This window comes from Winogradskyella pacifica, assembly GCF_013403915.1.
GTDB lineage: Bacteria > Bacteroidota > Bacteroidia > Flavobacteriales > Flavobacteriaceae > Winogradskyella > Winogradskyella pacifica.
This window is the reverse complement of sequence record NZ_JABFDI010000001.1, coordinates 100,842-116,697: the sequence shown is the minus strand read 5'-3', so window position 1 is coordinate 116,697 and position 15,856 is coordinate 100,842. Positions and strand designations below refer to the sequence as shown.

Genomic DNA, 15,856 nt, shown 5'->3' with positions numbered 1-15,856 from the left:
TGAAACCTATTTTGTACATAAGCGGGATAATAATGTACTTTAAAAGGTTTGTAAAGTGGAATTATGGATTTGTAATTCTTTTTCAACTAAATTTGCTTCAAGTTATCCTTAATACACACCAAAATGCATATAATTGAAGCTTTTAAGCCTTTCGAAATACAAGAAATAGAATTAACAGAATGGAAACAGCGTCCTGTTAAAAACAACTTTTTCGAATTGGTTTTAATTAAAGACGGATACGGTACTCAGTGTATTAACTATAATGATGTCAGCTACAGCAAAGGCAGTATCTTTTTATTACCTCCTTTAAAATGTCATTCATTCAACATAGAAAAACAAACAAAATTTGTATTTCTAAAATTTACGGATTCTTTTTTTAAGAATGTAAATAGAATCAATATAGACCGAAATGAATGGTTTAAAGAGGCGTCCTATATATTATCTAACTACAATCAATTGCCAGGAGATATTATTAAAAACGAAATCGATAGAAATCATTTAGGAAGTTTAATAGAAATGATTTTGCAAGAATCTAGAAGTTACGGGGAGTCTTCAATTAACCTTGTTACAAGTCTTATGACGAGTGTTCTAGAAATACTTATCAGAAATATTAAAAAGAGTAATTATTTTGAAGTTCCAAACAACAGTGACGACAGAATTGTCAAAATGCTTACTTATATTAATGAAAACATAGACAAAACAGAATTACTAAAAGTCGAAAACTTAGCGGATGTTTTTATGATGTCTTCGACTTATGTTAGTGAATATTTTAAAAAACAAGTCCACATGTCTTTGCGCGAATACATTATTAAAGCGAAATTGAAGTTAGTGGAAATACGTTTACTAAATTCCGATTTTACATTAACTCAGATTGCTGATGAGCTCGGATTTACAGATGTTAGTCACTTGTCTAAAACCTTTAAGCGTTACGCTGGCACTTCGATCCGTGAGTTTAAAAATAACGGTGAATATATGATGCTAAAAAGAGGAACTTGTGTACCGACTATTCGTGCATAGGTCTAATATATATTTCTCTTGTCATTAGTTACCCCTTGTCTTAATGGATAACTATTACTTGTAAATGTACTTTTTTTCGGACAATTTATTTTATATTGTGGAAACATAAATAAACAGTATAAAGACTGATTCTAAATGGATTGAGTCCTTTTTTAAAAAACAAATTAAGTATATTTGGTACTATGATAACAAATACTTTTTCTTTTAATGACTAAAACTAGAGACGTCGATATTCGTTTTTTTAATAAGACAACTTTTATTGATGGTCTATTTTATATTTCATTTTTAGCAACCGTAATTGTGAGTATCTGCCTAGAAAGAGAACAGCTTGTTTATGTTTTACCTATTGTTATCTTTTCTATTATTTTCAAATACATAAATCTCACCAAAAAGAAAGCTAATCCGTTATTTATTATAGCCTTGTTGGCCATATTAGTTTCTGATCTGTTAGCGTCTTCTTGTTTTGAAAATTGTTTTGTTTGGATTGCTATATTTGCTTCTGTATATTTAATATGCTGCGCGTTGAGTCTCAAGAAATATTTACATAAAGGTAAGTTAAAATCGTTATTATCCTTTTCAGTTATAGTTAGCTCAATATTGATTTTTTATGTCCTTTATTCCATTTTGGACCTGGTTATTAGTTTTCTACCCGGTATTGACGTGTTCTTTCTTATTATATGTAGTGTTAGTTTAATCATTTACAACATAACGGTTGCTATAATTTATATAAGAGACACGTACCATAATGGTACCGTTTTATTAGCATCTAGTATTTTTACCTTTTTTCAAATTACCTTAATTGTTATTAATGAGTTTTTGTTATATGATAAAACGTTTACGGTATTAGCAGTGAGTTGCCATATAATAGCCATGTATCTATTTATGGATTTTATTGCTAAAACCAAGGTTATAAAACTAGAGGATATTAAAGAAAAATTTATTTAGAAAAGCGATGCGTTTTTAGATTTTTATTAAAAAAGAAAGCTTTATGATTACATCACAAAGCTTTTCTGAAATTGCTACTAGTTAGGGTTCTAGAGTTTAGCAATTTATATGTTTAGCTAATAAGGCGTCTATGTCATTCGGATTCAGTTTAGGATTAGCTCCTTCACTACTCGCTACAACAGCACCAACGACACAAGCAAAATCAATAGCGGTTTGTGGTGCTTCTCCTTTGAGTAATTTATCCGTTAAAGCGGCTAAAAAAGAATCCCCTGCACCTACCGTATCTACGACATTAATTTTATGTCCCTTATTGTAATAAAACGTGTCATTATAAAATAGTATCGCTCCTTTTGAGCCTAATGTGACACAAATTGATTTTGTATGGGTCTGCTGCGCAATAAATTTTATACTACCTTCTAAGTTCTGTGTTTCTGAATTTAGCTTATCAATGATTTCTGAAATTTCATGATTGCTGAACTTTTTAAAATCGGCAGCTTTCATAATAAGATGTGTAACGATCTCTATGATTTCATCATCATTAAACTTAATAAAATCCGAAGACTCCATCAAATGATTCAAAACCTCCTTAGTGTAATATGGAGCTCTAAGATTGACATCAAAGACCTTATAAGAAGCAATTTCTAAAAGGGAATAAAGTGTCTGTTTAGAATTATAATCTCTAGCGCTTAGACTTCCAAATATAAAAGCATCTGAAGCCAAAGTAATAGCTTTAGCGCTTTTTGTCAATTGAATACGATCCCAAGCTCTTGGGTAATTTATTGTATAAGAAGCGGAACCTTCTTCATTTAATGAAACGGCCACTTCTCCCGTTTTTAATTCTGAATCTATTTGAATATCATCAACAGCAACTCCATTTTCTTTTATAAATTGAAAAATACCATCGCCATCTGAATCGTCACCAATCCGGGTGATTATAGACACATTATTCTCTAAGGATTGCAACCGTAAGGCTACATTTAAAGGTGCTCCACCTATTTTTTTGCGGTTAGGAAATACATCCCATAACACTTCTCCAAAACAAACTATGTTTTTCATTTAGATCGTATTTAAGTTCTTGTTGTTCAAATTAAGAACACTCTTTTTGGTACCGAGTTTTGTTATATTTTGATACGCTGAAGTGTAAGCTTCAACAAAGCGTTCTGAAGTTTTAAGTTGTCCGAAAACAGATTCAATTTCTAAAAATGCTGTGGGATTTCCGTTTGATGCGACTACCGCTTTATCATGTAAAGTGGTTGCCATAGCGTCTTTTATGTTTAAATCTACTCCGTTGTCGTCTTTCCCTAAGCTATAAATTGCCCAAGCTGCGATTAAAAAAGCGGCAAAGTCAATAGATCTATTCGATTCTAAATTGCTTGTGACTGTTGGTAAAACGAAAATCGGGACTTTAGCGGAACTTTCCGAACAAATCCGGTCTATTTGATCCTTAATGTTTACATTTCCAAAACGTTGCAATAAGGATGCTTTATAGGCTTCTAAATCTACACCTTCCAAATCTGCTAAAGTTGGTGTAACCTCAGTATCCATATAATGTTTTAAAAACATGCTTATTTGAGTATCATGAACCGCTTCATCTATTGTTGCATAACCCGATAATGCTCCTAAAACACCAAGGACTGTATGTCCTGCATTTAATAGGCTTAATTTCATTTTTTCGTAAGGCACAACATCTTCAACAAACTGCGCTCCTACAGCTTCCCAAAGTGGTCTGCCGTTTACAAAATCATCTTCAATAACCCATTGCTTAAACGGTTCGCACACCACAGGCCAAGCATCATCGATACCTGCTTCTGTTTGTAACCTTTCAATATCTTTAGGTGATGTTGCCGGTGTAATACGATCTACCATACTATTTGGAAAGGACACCTGTTTTTCTATCCACGCTACCAAACTTGGTTCTGCCATTTGCACATAACTCAAAAGCATTGTTTTGGTCATATCTCCATTGCCTTGTATATTATCGCAAGATTGAATGGTAAATCCTTTACTTCCGTTCTCTTTTCTCAATTTTAAAGCTTGAGTTAAATAGCCAAATACGGTTTTTGGTGCTGATGGATTAGCGATATCATGAAGAATTGCAGGATTCTCTTTGTCAAATGATTTTGTAGCTTCATTGTAGTTATAACCACCTTCTGTAATGGTTAAGGTGACTATTTTAACTTCTGGACTCGCCATTTTTTGAATGACTTGTATCGGATTTGCTGGGGCAAAAAGGATTTCGGTAATAGAGCCAATAACACGCTTGGTCAGTGAGCCATCAAACTCTTTAACCATTAAGGTGTAAAGACCATCTTGTGCTTTTAACGTGTTATATATGTTAGTATCAGAAGGCAGTAAGGCCACTCCACAAATTCCCCATTCGGTTATAGCGGTATTGTGTAGTAATTGATCGGTATAATAAGCTTCATGAGCTCTATGAAAACCACCAATACCAATATGTACAATACCCGTTTTGAGTTGGCTTCTATCGTAAGTTGGACAAGAAATTCTTTTTGAAATTTCTCCTAAATTCTTTTGATTAAGTTTAATGTTATGTTCCATGATATTTAGGTGTTTTTTATTTTTCCACGCTTAAGTGCCCAATAGGCTGTTACAAAATATATTACGGTACAGATAAATGCATACTTATAAAATACCTCTCTATTTTGTGTGTACATCTCCGCATCTTCACTGCCAAATAACACATTACAGGCTAAGACAACCGTAATGAGTAAAACAAGTAAAGAAATACCTCTTAATAATTTAGTAAAAAGTGATGTGTCTTTAATGATTATGCGCTCTCCTTCTGCTTTTTGCTCTTGAAATTTTGAGATGTTGATGTTGCGTATTCTTTCTTTTTCTTCAGCTTCTGGATACTTACGTTTAGCACCATAGCGTCCTGCTAAAAAGGTATAGACTACGATTGTGAATATCCAAGTTGGTATAAACAGATAAAAGAAAGACATGACATTTAATGCGTTGAGTCCAAAACCAAACACAAGACCAAGTGCCCAAGAAGCAATAGCCGGAGTGCTAACCGTTAATTGGCGATAGTGTAACCAATAGCGTGTGTAACCAATTCGAGGAAATATTTGATGTTCTGAAAACACAATGGCTCCAACCGGCACCACTAATAAACCAGCATAAGTAAGTAATGGTAGTATTTGAGAAAATACAAACGGAAAACAGGCCACGACTATAGTAACTAAACCAACTGCTATGGTGGTTTTTTTACGCGAATGATTTTTAAATATCGCTTGTGCTGCCAAACCAGCTCTATAAAGATTAGCAACTGCGGTCGTCCAACCTGCTACAATTACAATAACAAAGCCTGACCATCCTAAGGCGTAATAAGCGACATCACCTGGATCTAGTTCTACTATAGATTTCCCGATGATAACAGCTGCACCAGCCCCCATAATTCCGGCAGAAATCCAAGCGACATAATGGCCAAACATCATGCCTGTACTCGTTGTTAATCCGTATATTTTCTTTTTAGAAAATCGGAATAAGGCCATATCTATAAGTCCAAAATGCGTAATGGTATTTGCAGCCCAAGCAAAACCAATGACTTCTGTTAAACCGATACCCGCTTCTCCATCACTGTTCACTCCTGTCCAGATAGATTGGTCACCTAAGCTTATAAAATCGGCCCATCCATTTGGTAATGGCTTACCTAATACTTCTAAGGATAAGGCCGGTAACAGCACAAAAGCACCACACGTAAACATCACAAATAACCAAGGAGCACAAATACCAGCAAATTCTGAAACGGCTTTAAAACCATAAATAGCTATAGAAACAACGACTGATCCAACAATTAATACGATAAGTACAAACCAAGAATTGGTGGGATACCAGTTTAATTGTGGTGGAATATCAAACGCAAACCTAACAGCTGTAGCAGATACCGTAATCATTGCTGCAGAAATTACTGTGAAAATAATGACATTAGCCCAATTGTAAAGTTTGGTCATTGAATCTCCTGCAATCTTATTGAGATAGGTGTATAAGCTTAATCGCGTATCTACAGCAATAGGAGATGTAATGAACGTCCAACTTAAAACAGCCAAGATATTACCTATTAATAAACCTAATAGAATATCTTTTGTTGTAGCTCCTAGAGCTACAAAAGTAGCACCAATAACAAACTCCGTTGCAGCAACATGCTCGGCGGCATAAATACCAGCAAAATGCGTCCAATTGTGTAATTTATGTTTCGCAATTGGTAATTGTTCGTCCTCTAAGCTTTCAAATTGCTGAAAATCATTGGTTGCGCTCATGTTTTATAAATTAAAATTAGTCTTGTTAAATATTTTATTCTGACGTACATGCCATTGTATTTCTCGTTAGGTTATGTTCTGAATAAAGAATTACGCAATTGTAATTCTGTGTATTAACAATTCTAATCCTGTTATATTTATAAACGTCATTTTTACGTTTATTAGTCAAATGTATAAAATAATATTTGAATAACTGTTAATTTGAAATATAAAAATATATCATATTATCTTGATACTATGGTATATTGATACTTAAAAGCTTTGTTTATAAGGAATTCAATAAATTAATAATTAATGTAATAATGACGTTTATTCGGTATAATTATTTACATTTATCACATAATTTGATATTATGGCACCTAATAAAATTCTTAATTTATCTGTAGATTGCGTGGTTTTTGGATACGATACCAATACCAAATCATTAAATGTGCTACTGATAAAACGGTATTTAGAATCTGAAACGACTAAGGATGTCTTGGTTGATGATTATGTACTTACAGGATATCATGTGTATGACGATGAAACTTTAGATGAATCAGCAACTCGTGTATTGAAGGAGCTAACAGGTTTGACCAATCAGTATAAAAAACAGTTTAAGGCCTTTGGAAATCCAGATCGTTTATCAAATGAAAAGGATCTTATTTGGGTTCAAAATCAAGAATTTAACCTTAGAACGATTACCATAGCGTATTACTTCTTGTTAAAAACAGAAGATGTTGATGTTGATAATAATAAGTATGAGGCCAAGTGGTTTCCGCTTAGAGAATTACCAGAATTAGGATTCGATCATCAACAGATTATTGAAGAAGCGCATGAAGATTTAAAAACAAAATGCTTAGCTGAACCTATTATATTCGAATTACTTCCAGATAAATTCACCATTAATGACGTGCAAGATCTTTACGAATCCATTTTAGGAATAGAGATTGACAACCGTAACTTCAGACGAAAACTGATTAATAAAAAATACATCATTCCTTTAGATGAAAAACAAGTTGGTGTGTCTAAAAAACCAGCACAGTTATACATGTTTAGTAAAGACATTTATAAAAAGATGTATCATAAAAATTACTTGATTAATATTTAATTCGAAAAACACAGCTTAAAGTTTAGTTTAAAAAAATAACACAATTTTAAGTTTTAGTATTTAAAAACTCTTTAGTTTTGCCCACTTAATTATCAAGAATCTCAAAAAGAGATAGCAACCTGCAGTAACGAGCAAGGTGCTAAATAAGATAAGCCAAATACTTTGGAAAAAACGTTACACCAATTCCCACGTATTTACTTATTGTCTACTTTTTGTGATTCTGAAAAAACAGATTCATGTCGTCAATAAAACCAATTACCCCAAGTTTTAAAGCCTTAATTCCATTTTTTGTATTCATCATTACGTTTTTAAGTGTTGGAATTATTCAAAATGACTTTTATGCCTTACCTGCTCCTATTGCTGTTATTGCAGGAATCCTTGTAGCGTTTCTCATGTTTAAGCAGTCCATCAATTCTAAAATTAGCACACTTTTAGAAGGCTGTGGAGATCCTAAAATACTCACCATGTGTTTAATTTATTTACTGGCTGGTGCATTTGCGGCCGTCACAAAAGCCACGGGAAGTGTAGATACCATTGTTCATTTAGGATTAGACCTCATTAATAGCCAATACATTTATTTTGGTGTCTTTATCATCGCTGCTTTTTTATCCGTTTCAACGGGAACCTCAGTTGGCGCCATTGTAGCTTTGGCACCTATAGTGATTGGGTTTGCGGACACTGGTGATTTCTCTTTGGGGATTTTATGCGGAGCCTTATTAGGTGGTTCCATGTTTGGTGATAATTTATCGGTAATATCGGATACGACCATTGCAGCTACCCAATCTTTAGACTGTAAAATGAGCGATAAATTTAAAGCCAATATAAAAATAGCCTTACCAGCAGCGCTTGTAACTATTGGTATTCTTATTTATCAAGGTTTAAGTCTGCAAACAGATAGTACAGAAACAATCGCCTATTCGTATTCCATATTAAAGATTGCTCCCTATGTTATTGTGATTGTTTTATCTATAATAGGTATTAACGTTTTTACAACCTTGATGTTAGGAGTTATTTCAGCGGGAATTTTAGGAGTGTTTTATGGAGATTTTTCAATCATTGAATTTACAAGAATCAGCTATACAGGTTTTACCAACATGACCGAAATTTTCCTGCTATCTCTATTAACTGGTGGTTTAGCAGCTTTGGTAGCTTTCAATGGAGGCATCGAATTTATTTTAGTCAAAATTAAAACCCTGATTAGAAATCAGAAAACAGCGCAATTCGGCATTGCAGCTTTAGTTTCCACTATTAATACGGCCATTGCAAACAATACGGTTTCTATTATTATTTCAGGATCTATAGCTAAATCTATTAATGATGAATACGGCTTAGATAACAAACAAACGGCGTCAATCTTAGATGTCTTTGCTTGTATTACACAAGGACTTTTACCGTATGGCGCGCAAGTATTAATGATTTTAAGTTTCGCGAATGGTAATATTACGTATGTGGATTTGGTATCTAATACGTGGTATTTAGTTTTGCTACTGTTGTCTACTACTCTATTTATTGGATTCAGAAGCAATTCTAAAATTAACGTAAACTCTAAAACGGATTAGGTTAAACAGAACTCACTCATCTTATTAGAATATTATGACGCTCGTTTAGTAGTTAAACATAAACCTTTGTTAAAAAAAGAATGAACGTTCATTTTTGCTATATATTTGCATCAGAATTAAAACACAATGGCAAAACTTCAAAAAAGTATAGATAAACGTAATGCACTCGTTAAGGCAACCATAGAGTTGGTTAACAACAACGGGTTTCATGCGACTCCTATGAGTAAGATTGCTAAAATGGCTAATGTGTCGCCGGCAACCATTTACTTATACTTTGAAAACAAACAAGACTTAGTTAATCAAACGTATATAGATGTTAAGGCGGAATACACCAATTATGCATTTGCCGATTTTGATCCTAACATGCCAATTGAAGAAGGCTTTGAAATGATATGGAAACGCATCGCCGATTTTAAACTGAATGAATGCGAGCATGCTATGTTTTTAGCACAGTGTGATAATACTCCAATGATAGATGAGGAAAGCAGACAAGAAGGCATTAAGCACTTACAACCACTACTCGATCTTTGGGAACGTGGTAAAAAAGAAGGGGTTATAAAACCGCTTTCAGATTATATATTATATGCTTACGCTATCAACCCTTTATCTTTTTTAATGATGACTCAAAAACGAGGATCATTTACCTTAGATAAAGCACATTTAGAAGAGGCTTATCAATCGGCTTGGAGCAGTATAAAAACGTGTCTATAGTATGAAAAAAACAGCAATCATATTAGGTGCATCTGGTTTAACTGGTGGTTTAGTACTTCAAAAATTAATTGAAGACGACCGTTACGATACCATTAAATTGTTTTCACGCTCAAAAATTGAAGGTTTACCAAATAAAGTCAAACAATTTATTGGCGATCTATTAGAGCTTAACCAATTTAAAGATGATTTTACAGCAGACGAGGTGTATTGCTGTATTGGTACCACGGCGAAAAAGACACCAGACAAAACACTTTATAAGAAAATAGATTTCGGAATTCCGGTTGCCGCTGCAAAGCTTTCAAAAGAAAATAACATCCCTGCATTTTTAGTCATCTCAGCAATGGGAGCCAATAAAAATAGTACTGTGTTTTACAATAAGACAAAAGGAGAAATGGAACACAACGTCTTAAAGCAGCAGCTTAAAAAGACATTTATTCTAAGACCATCTTTAATTGGTGGTGAGAGACAAGAATCTAGATTATTAGAAAAAATAGGATTGGTGATTTTTAAAGTAATTCAGCCTTTATTCATCGGTAAATTAAAAAAATATAAAATAGTGAATGCAGAAACCATAGCGCAAGCTATGATACACTTAGCAAATACAAACCATTATGCTGATGTGATTATAACGTCAGATGACATTAATAAATTAGGAATCAACGCTTAAAAAAGAAATTATAAATATGGAATTATTAGATAAATTAAATTGGAGATATGCCGCTAAAGCAATGAATGGAAACGTGGTACCAGAAGAAAAAATACAACGCATTTTAGAAGCAGCACGTTTGGCGCCGACATCAAGTGGTTTACAACCTTTTGAGATTATGGTGATTACAAACCAAGAGGTGAAGGAAAAAATTAAACCTGTAGCATGGAACCAGTCGGTAATTACAGACTGCTCTCACCTACTCGTTTTTGCAGCTTGGGATACGTACACGGCAGATAGAATTAATTATATGTTCGATTTAACTAATGAGATTCGTGGTTTTAAAAATGAAGGTTGGGAAAACTATCGCCAAATGCTACTAAGCTCATATCCACAAAAAGATGCGGAAGAAAACTTTAACCATGCTGCTAAGCAAGCGTATATCGCATTTTCACAAGCGATAACTGCTGCAGCTTTTGAAGGTGTAGATACCACTCCACTCGAAGGTTTTGATCCGGCTGCAGTCGATGAAATTTTAGGACTAAGAGAAAAAGGATTACGTAGTGCCGTATTATTACCTGTTGGCTACAGAAAAGAAAATGAAGATTGGTTAGTAGATCTTGTTAAGGTGAGAAAACCTATGGAAGATTTAGTAACTGTAATTAACTAAAAAACAAAGAATCATGACAAAGACAATTTTATTAAAAAATAGACCTGAAGGAAAACCTTCAATGTCAGATTTCGAATTTAAAACAGAGGAATCTGAAAACACAGTAAACCAAGGAGAATTACTATTAGAAACCAAATACGTTTCTGTAGATCCGTATTTACGAGGACGAATGAGTGATGCTAAATCATACGTGCCACCATTTCAACTTGATAAGCCAATTCAGTCTGGCGTAATTGCTGAAGTACTAGAATCTAAAAACGACAAGTTTAAGGCTGGCGATTTTGTCTCTGGCATGCTCAACTGGCAAACAAAACAAGTCTCTAAAGCGGAAGGATTAACTAAAGTTGATCCGTCTAAAGCACCATTATCTGCTTATTTAGGGATTTTAGGTATGACAGGTTTAACAGCTTACACAGGATTAACCGAAATTGGAAAACCGAAAGCAGGAGAAACATTAGTAGTTTCTGGTGCAGCTGGTGCCGTTGGATCTGTTGTAGGACAAATTGGAAAAATCCTAGGCCTGAAAGTAATTGGTGTCGCCGGAACAGATGAAAAAATAGAAATGCTAAAAAGCAAATTCGGATTTGATGCTGGTATCAATTATAAGACCACAAAAGACATGAAAGCTGCCATTGCAGAAGCAGCACCAAATGGTGTAGATATTTATTTTGATAATGTAGGTGGACCAATTTCAGATGCGGTTTTAGTGAATATTAATAGACTCGCACGAATCATTGTTTGTGGAGCCATTTCGGTTTACAATAACACGGAAGCACCAAAAAGCTTGAGCGTTCAGCCGTTCTTAGTAAAAAACAGTGCCTTAATGCAAGGGTTTATTGTCTCTAATTATACGGACAAATTCCCAGAAGCTATGAAGCAATTATCAACATGGTTGGCAGAAGACAAACTAACCTATTCAGAAACCATAGTTAAAGGTTTTGATAACATTCCGAGTGCTTTTATCGATTTATTTGAAGGTAAAAACAAAGGAAAAATGGTAGTTGAATTATAAAAAATATAAAAAGAAAAGAAGATGAATAATTTTGAATTTAAAAACCCTACCAAAATAATTTTTGGAAAGGACACGATAGAAAAACTAGAAAACGAAATACCTAAAGACGCCAAAGTATTATTGCTTTATGGTGGAGGAAGTATCAAGAAAAACGGTATTTACGATCAGGTTAAAACAGCCTTATCTAAAGTAGATGTTGTTGAGTTTGGAGGTATTCCTGCAAATCCAGAATACGCTAAGTTAATGGAAGCATTAAAAGTGATAAAAGACGAAAACATTACATACTTATTAGCCGTTGGTGGTGGATCAGTAATTGATGGGACTAAGTTTTTATCAGCAGCTGCGGTTTATGATGGTGAGACTCCTTGGGATATTTTAACCCAAAATATTAGAACTGAAAAAGGAATGCCTTTCGGAACCGTTTTAACGCTTCCTGCTACAGGATCTGAAATGAATTCTGGTGCTGTAGTAACAAGAGCTGAGACACAAGAGAAGTTAGCGATGGGTGGACCTGGTTTATTTCCTGAGTTTTCCATATTAGATCCTCAAGTGATCACCTCTATTCCAGAACGTCAATTAGCTAATGGATTAATGGATTCATTTACCCATGTTTTAGAACAATACATGACATATCCTATTGGTGCGTTGTTACAAGATCGTTTTGCTGAAAGTATTTTACAAACCATCATTGAGGTGGCACCGAAAGTATTGAAAGATCCTACAGATTATAAAGCAGCCTCTAACTTTATGTGGAGTTGTACTATGGCATTAAACGGATTAATCCAAAAAGGTGTACCAAACGATTGGGCTGTTCATGCGATGGGACACGAGTTAACGGCATTGTTTGGTATTGACCATGCACGTACTTTAGCCGTAATTGCACCAAGCCATTACAAGTTTAATTTTGAAGCGAAGAAAGAAAAATTAGCACAATATGCAGAGCGCGTTTGGAATGTTACCGAAGGTAGCACAGACGATAAAGCTTATGCTGCGATTGAAAAAACAACAGCTTTCTTTCATCAGTTAGGTATCGATACTAAGTTGTCCGATTACACTAAAGATTATGAAGGTACGGCTGAAAAAATAGCAAAACGTTTTACTGATCGTGGATGGTTGGGATTAGGTGAACACCAATCGCTTTCCCCAGATAAGGTAGAAAAAATTGTAAAAATGGCGTATTAATTTTAAACGAAATGTCCGTTTGAGTGTCCCGACGTTGACGTCGGAATGTATCAAGATCAATTTTTTCAACACTCAAACAGACATTAGATTTTATAAAAATGAAAACACTACAAACTATAGTAGTTATTCTAACTTTAATTACAGCCTCAAGTTGTAAAGAGAATACAGCTTCTGAAACCGTTTCAGAAGGACAAAAAGAATTAAAAACAGAAAAGAACATGAAGGTATTATTCGTATTAACATCTCACGATAAATTAGGAGATACAGGAAAGAAAACAGGATTTTGGGTTGAAGAATTCGCAAGTCCATATTACACATTATTAGATAAAGGAGCAACCATTACAATCGCGACACCAAAAGGTGGAGCTGCACCAGTAGATCCAAGTAGTGATTCGCCAGATGCGGCAACTGAAGCTACTGACCGTTATAACAAGGATGTTGATGCAAAAGATAAAATAGCAAACACCAAAGTATTAGCAGATATGAATCCAGATGATTTTGATGCTGTATTTTATCCAGGTGGTCACGGTCCTTTATGGGATTTAACTAATGATGCAAATTCAGTAGCATTGATTGAAAAATTCGATCGCCAAAATAAACCTATCGCTTTTGTTTGTCATGCACCAGCTGTATTGAAGGACGTTAAAAATGAAGATGGAACAGCCTTAGTAAAAGGAAAAAAAGTGACCGGTTTTTCAAATTTAGAAGAAGCAGCAGTTGGTTTAACCGAAGTTGTACCATTGTTACTTGAAGATATGTTGATTGAAAATGGAGCGTTCTACTCTAATGGAGATAAATGGGCACCATATGCTGTACAAGATGGCAATCTTATTACAGGTCAAAATCCTGCATCATCAGAATTAGTAGCTGAAAAGTTATTGGAAACATTGAAATAATTACCCTAGTTGATTAATAGCGGAAAGCCTGTATAACGTAATGTTTGCAGGCTTTTTTATTTGTTTGCATAAGACTGTTTGAGTGTTGAATTAAGATTCAGAGTCTTAAGCATCACAGAAGCTTTCTATTTCTATTCGATATTAATGACCTACACCACCAAACATTTGTATTTTTGCGCCGCATTTAAAGAGAAGGCTTAATATTAAGACACCACAACATGATTATATCTAAACTACATTACATATCTCAAGGAAATACTCCTGAAGCGCATTTAGAAAACATTCAAAAGGCGTGTACATCTGGTGCGGAATTAGTACAATTACATCTTAAAGATGTTTCGGATGCTAAATATTTGGAAATAGCTAAAGCTGCTCGAGAAATTACCTTTCATTTTCAAACACGATTAATCATTAATTCTAATTATAAAATAGCTAAAGACGTTAAGGCGGAAGGTGTGCATTTAGAAAAATCAGACATCTGCCCTACTGTAGTTAGACCAGATTTATACAGCTGGCAAATTATTGGTGGTACAGCAAATACTTTGGAAGATTGCGAATCGTTAATCGCCAAAAACGTCGATTATATTATTTTAGAACCTTTTAAATCATCAGCTGAAGATAGTTCAACTATAACTTTAGGTCTAGATGGCTATACGGCTATCAGTAATGCTTTAATAACAGCAAAACCAATTATCGGTTTTGGCGATATCACTACAGATGACGTGACCGCTATTTTAGAAACTGGTATTTCGGGCATTGCGGTATCTGATGCTATCACTGAAAATTTTGACAGTATAAAACAGTTCAATCTTTTATTAAAAGCATCAGCAACGGGTGAGATTCGTCACACGTTTGAGTAAATAAACCTTACTTCTTTCCTTCAATTAACTACTTAAATATATAGTCCAGTATGTGGATGTATTTAGGCTTATTAGCCGCTCTTTTTTTAGGATTACACAACTTATGTAAAAAACATGCCGTACAAGGCAACGAAGTGTTTCCTGTGCTTTTAGGAACCGTTTCTAGTGGTTTTTTGTTTGTCGCTGCGTTTTATGGGTTGTCTATTTATTATCCAGATTACGCGCTGGAGCACGGTTATAACTTTCAAAAGATTTCGTGGAAAATTCATGGTTTTATCCTTATAAAGTCAGCGATTATGGCGAGTTCTTGGATATTAGCTTACCAAGCGTTAAAGCATTTACCGATTACGATTGTCACACCTATTCGTTCTGCAGGACCGTTTTTCACCTTTATTGGTGCGATTTTAATTTACCAAGAACAACCCAGTCCTTTGCAATGGATTGGCTTTTTCCTCATCATATTCTCAGTAATGCTTTACTCTAAAATCGGTAAAAGAGAAGGTATAAATTTTAAACGCAACAAATGGATTTTCGCCATTATCGGAGCGACGTTTTTAGGCGCGTCCAGTGGTTTATACGATAAATTCTTAATTCAAAATCTAAGTCTCAACCCACAAACCTTACAATTCTGGTTTTGCCTTTACACCATATTGATTCTACTCGTCATCCTAACCATCACATGGTTTCCCCATGCCGAAAAACGAAAAGCCTTTAAATTTCGCTGGTCCATTATCGCCGTTGGTATTTTATTGCAAGCCGCAGATTACTTCTATTTTAAAGCCTTGCAAGATCCTGATGCCTTAATAATGCTATTATCAGCCATTAAACGAAGTCAGATATTAATTGCCGTAGTCGTTGGTGGTTTAGTCTTTAAAGAACAGAATAAGCGCAAAAAATTAGTGCCTTTAGCAGGAATTATGATGGGAGTTTTTCTAATTTTATATTCTAATTAAAAAGGAGTATTTAACATTAAGACAACTGAATCAGA

At 34.4% G+C, this 15,856-nt stretch carries 15 protein-coding genes and 1 riboswitch; of the genes, 12 read left to right on the top strand and 3 right to left on the bottom strand.

Annotated elements, in window-relative coordinates; translation table 11 throughout:
- Positions 1 to 123: 123 nt before the first annotated feature.
- On the top strand, positions 124 to 1,017 hold the full coding sequence (locus HM984_RS00470; protein WP_115808878.1) for an AraC family transcriptional regulator: 894 nt from the start codon (positions 124 to 126) through the stop codon (positions 1,015 to 1,017).
- A 207-nt stretch (positions 1,018 to 1,224) separates the two neighbouring features.
- A complete protein-coding gene (locus HM984_RS00465) occupies positions 1,225 to 1,962 on the top strand; it encodes a hypothetical protein (protein WP_179347683.1) in 738 nt (245 codons plus the stop codon).
- Between the two features lie 96 nt (positions 1,963 to 2,058).
- Here the strand turns inward: HM984_RS00465 and HM984_RS00460 are convergent, their stop codons facing one another.
- Genes HM984_RS00460 through HM984_RS00450 form a run of 3 tightly spaced genes read right to left on the bottom strand, consistent with a single transcriptional unit; the run spans position 2,059 to position 6,242 of the window.
- Entirely contained in the window at positions 2,059 to 3,018 is a 960-nt protein-coding gene (locus HM984_RS00460; protein WP_179347682.1) for a carbohydrate kinase family protein, read from the bottom strand.
- A complete protein-coding gene (locus HM984_RS00455; RefSeq protein ID WP_179347681.1) occupies positions 3,019 to 4,521 on the bottom strand; it encodes a mannitol dehydrogenase family protein in 1,503 nt (500 codons plus the stop codon).
- A gap of 5 nt (positions 4,522 to 4,526) precedes the next feature.
- On the bottom strand, positions 4,527 to 6,242 hold the full coding sequence (locus tag HM984_RS00450) for a purine-cytosine permease family protein (RefSeq protein WP_179347680.1): 1,716 nt from the start codon (positions 6,240 to 6,242) through the stop codon (positions 4,527 to 4,529).
- 352 nt (positions 6,243 to 6,594) lie between these two features.
- Between HM984_RS00450 and HM984_RS00445 the strand changes: the two genes are divergently transcribed.
- The 10 genes from HM984_RS00445 (at position 6,595) to HM984_RS00400 (ending at position 15,821) form a co-directional block, all read left to right on the top strand.
- Positions 6,595 to 7,332, top strand: a complete 738-nt coding sequence (locus tag HM984_RS00445; RefSeq protein ID WP_179347679.1) for an NUDIX hydrolase — start codon at positions 6,595 to 6,597, stop codon at positions 7,330 to 7,332.
- 84 nt (positions 7,333 to 7,416) lie between these two features.
- Positions 7,417 to 7,514: riboswitch (SAM-I-IV-variant riboswitch) on the top strand.
- 54 nt (positions 7,515 to 7,568) lie between these two features.
- The gene (locus HM984_RS00440) at positions 7,569 to 8,891 is read left to right on the top strand and encodes a Na+/H+ antiporter NhaC family protein (protein WP_179347678.1); all 1,323 of its coding nucleotides are present in this window, start codon (positions 7,569 to 7,571) and stop codon (positions 8,889 to 8,891) included.
- A gap of 126 nt (positions 8,892 to 9,017) precedes the next feature.
- Complete coding sequence (locus HM984_RS00435; protein ID WP_115808885.1) at positions 9,018 to 9,602, top strand: TetR/AcrR family transcriptional regulator; 585 nt, start codon at positions 9,018 to 9,020, stop codon at positions 9,600 to 9,602.
- A gap of 1 nt (position 9,603) precedes the next feature.
- Positions 9,604 to 10,269, top strand: coding sequence for an NAD(P)H-binding protein (locus tag HM984_RS00430; RefSeq protein ID WP_179347677.1), 666 nt, complete (start codon positions 9,604 to 9,606; stop codon positions 10,267 to 10,269).
- 16 nt (positions 10,270 to 10,285) lie between these two features.
- Complete coding sequence (locus HM984_RS00425) at positions 10,286 to 10,918, top strand: NAD(P)H-dependent oxidoreductase (protein ID WP_179347676.1); 633 nt, start codon at positions 10,286 to 10,288, stop codon at positions 10,916 to 10,918.
- 13 nt (positions 10,919 to 10,931) lie between these two features.
- Positions 10,932 to 11,930 (top strand): NADP-dependent oxidoreductase, encoded by a 999-nt coding sequence (locus tag HM984_RS00420; protein ID WP_179347675.1) that lies wholly within the window; start codon positions 10,932 to 10,934, stop codon positions 11,928 to 11,930.
- Between the two features lie 21 nt (positions 11,931 to 11,951).
- The gene (locus HM984_RS00415) at positions 11,952 to 13,112 is read left to right on the top strand and encodes an iron-containing alcohol dehydrogenase (RefSeq protein ID WP_179347674.1); all 1,161 of its coding nucleotides are present in this window, start codon (positions 11,952 to 11,954) and stop codon (positions 13,110 to 13,112) included.
- Between the two features lie 98 nt (positions 13,113 to 13,210).
- Positions 13,211 to 14,008, top strand: coding sequence for a type 1 glutamine amidotransferase domain-containing protein (locus tag HM984_RS00410; RefSeq protein WP_179347673.1), 798 nt, complete (start codon positions 13,211 to 13,213; stop codon positions 14,006 to 14,008).
- Between the two features lie 218 nt (positions 14,009 to 14,226).
- Positions 14,227 to 14,868 carry a thiamine phosphate synthase gene (locus HM984_RS00405; RefSeq protein WP_179347672.1) on the top strand — a complete coding sequence of 214 codons (642 nt, stop codon included), beginning with the start codon at positions 14,227 to 14,229 and terminating at the stop codon, positions 14,866 to 14,868.
- Between the two features lie 50 nt (positions 14,869 to 14,918).
- Complete coding sequence (locus HM984_RS00400) at positions 14,919 to 15,821, top strand: EamA family transporter (protein WP_179347671.1); 903 nt, start codon at positions 14,919 to 14,921, stop codon at positions 15,819 to 15,821.
- Positions 15,822 to 15,856: the final 35 nt, after the last annotated feature.

Excerpts from the sequence above, each read along its gene's own strand:
- HM984_RS00470 (WP_115808878.1), top strand. The coding sequence starts at position 124 with ATGCATATAATTGAAGCTTTTAAGCCTTTCGAAATACAAGAAATAGAA.
- HM984_RS00465 (WP_179347683.1), top strand. The coding sequence starts at position 1,225 with ATGACTAAAACTAGAGACGTCGATATTCGTTTTTTTAATAAGACAACT.
- HM984_RS00460 (WP_179347682.1), bottom strand. The coding sequence starts at position 3,018 with ATGAAAAACATAGTTTGTTTTGGAGAAGTGTTATGGGATGTATTTCCT.
- HM984_RS00455 (WP_179347681.1), bottom strand. The coding sequence starts at position 4,521 with ATGGAACATAACATTAAACTTAATCAAAAGAATTTAGGAGAAATTTCA.
- HM984_RS00450 (WP_179347680.1), bottom strand. The coding sequence starts at position 6,242 with ATGAGCGCAACCAATGATTTTCAGCAATTTGAAAGCTTAGAGGACGAA.
- HM984_RS00445 (WP_179347679.1), top strand. The coding sequence starts at position 6,595 with ATGGCACCTAATAAAATTCTTAATTTATCTGTAGATTGCGTGGTTTTT.
- HM984_RS00440 (WP_179347678.1), top strand. The coding sequence starts at position 7,569 with ATGTCGTCAATAAAACCAATTACCCCAAGTTTTAAAGCCTTAATTCCA.
- HM984_RS00435 (WP_115808885.1), top strand. The coding sequence starts at position 9,018 with ATGGCAAAACTTCAAAAAAGTATAGATAAACGTAATGCACTCGTTAAG.
- HM984_RS00430 (WP_179347677.1), top strand. The coding sequence starts at position 9,604 with ATGAAAAAAACAGCAATCATATTAGGTGCATCTGGTTTAACTGGTGGT.
- HM984_RS00425 (WP_179347676.1), top strand. The coding sequence starts at position 10,286 with ATGGAATTATTAGATAAATTAAATTGGAGATATGCCGCTAAAGCAATG.
- HM984_RS00420 (WP_179347675.1), top strand. The coding sequence starts at position 10,932 with ATGACAAAGACAATTTTATTAAAAAATAGACCTGAAGGAAAACCTTCA.
- HM984_RS00415 (WP_179347674.1), top strand. The coding sequence starts at position 11,952 with ATGAATAATTTTGAATTTAAAAACCCTACCAAAATAATTTTTGGAAAG.
- HM984_RS00410 (WP_179347673.1), top strand. The coding sequence starts at position 13,211 with ATGAAAACACTACAAACTATAGTAGTTATTCTAACTTTAATTACAGCC.
- HM984_RS00405 (WP_179347672.1), top strand. The coding sequence starts at position 14,227 with ATGATTATATCTAAACTACATTACATATCTCAAGGAAATACTCCTGAA.
- HM984_RS00400 (WP_179347671.1), top strand. The coding sequence starts at position 14,919 with ATGTGGATGTATTTAGGCTTATTAGCCGCTCTTTTTTTAGGATTACAC.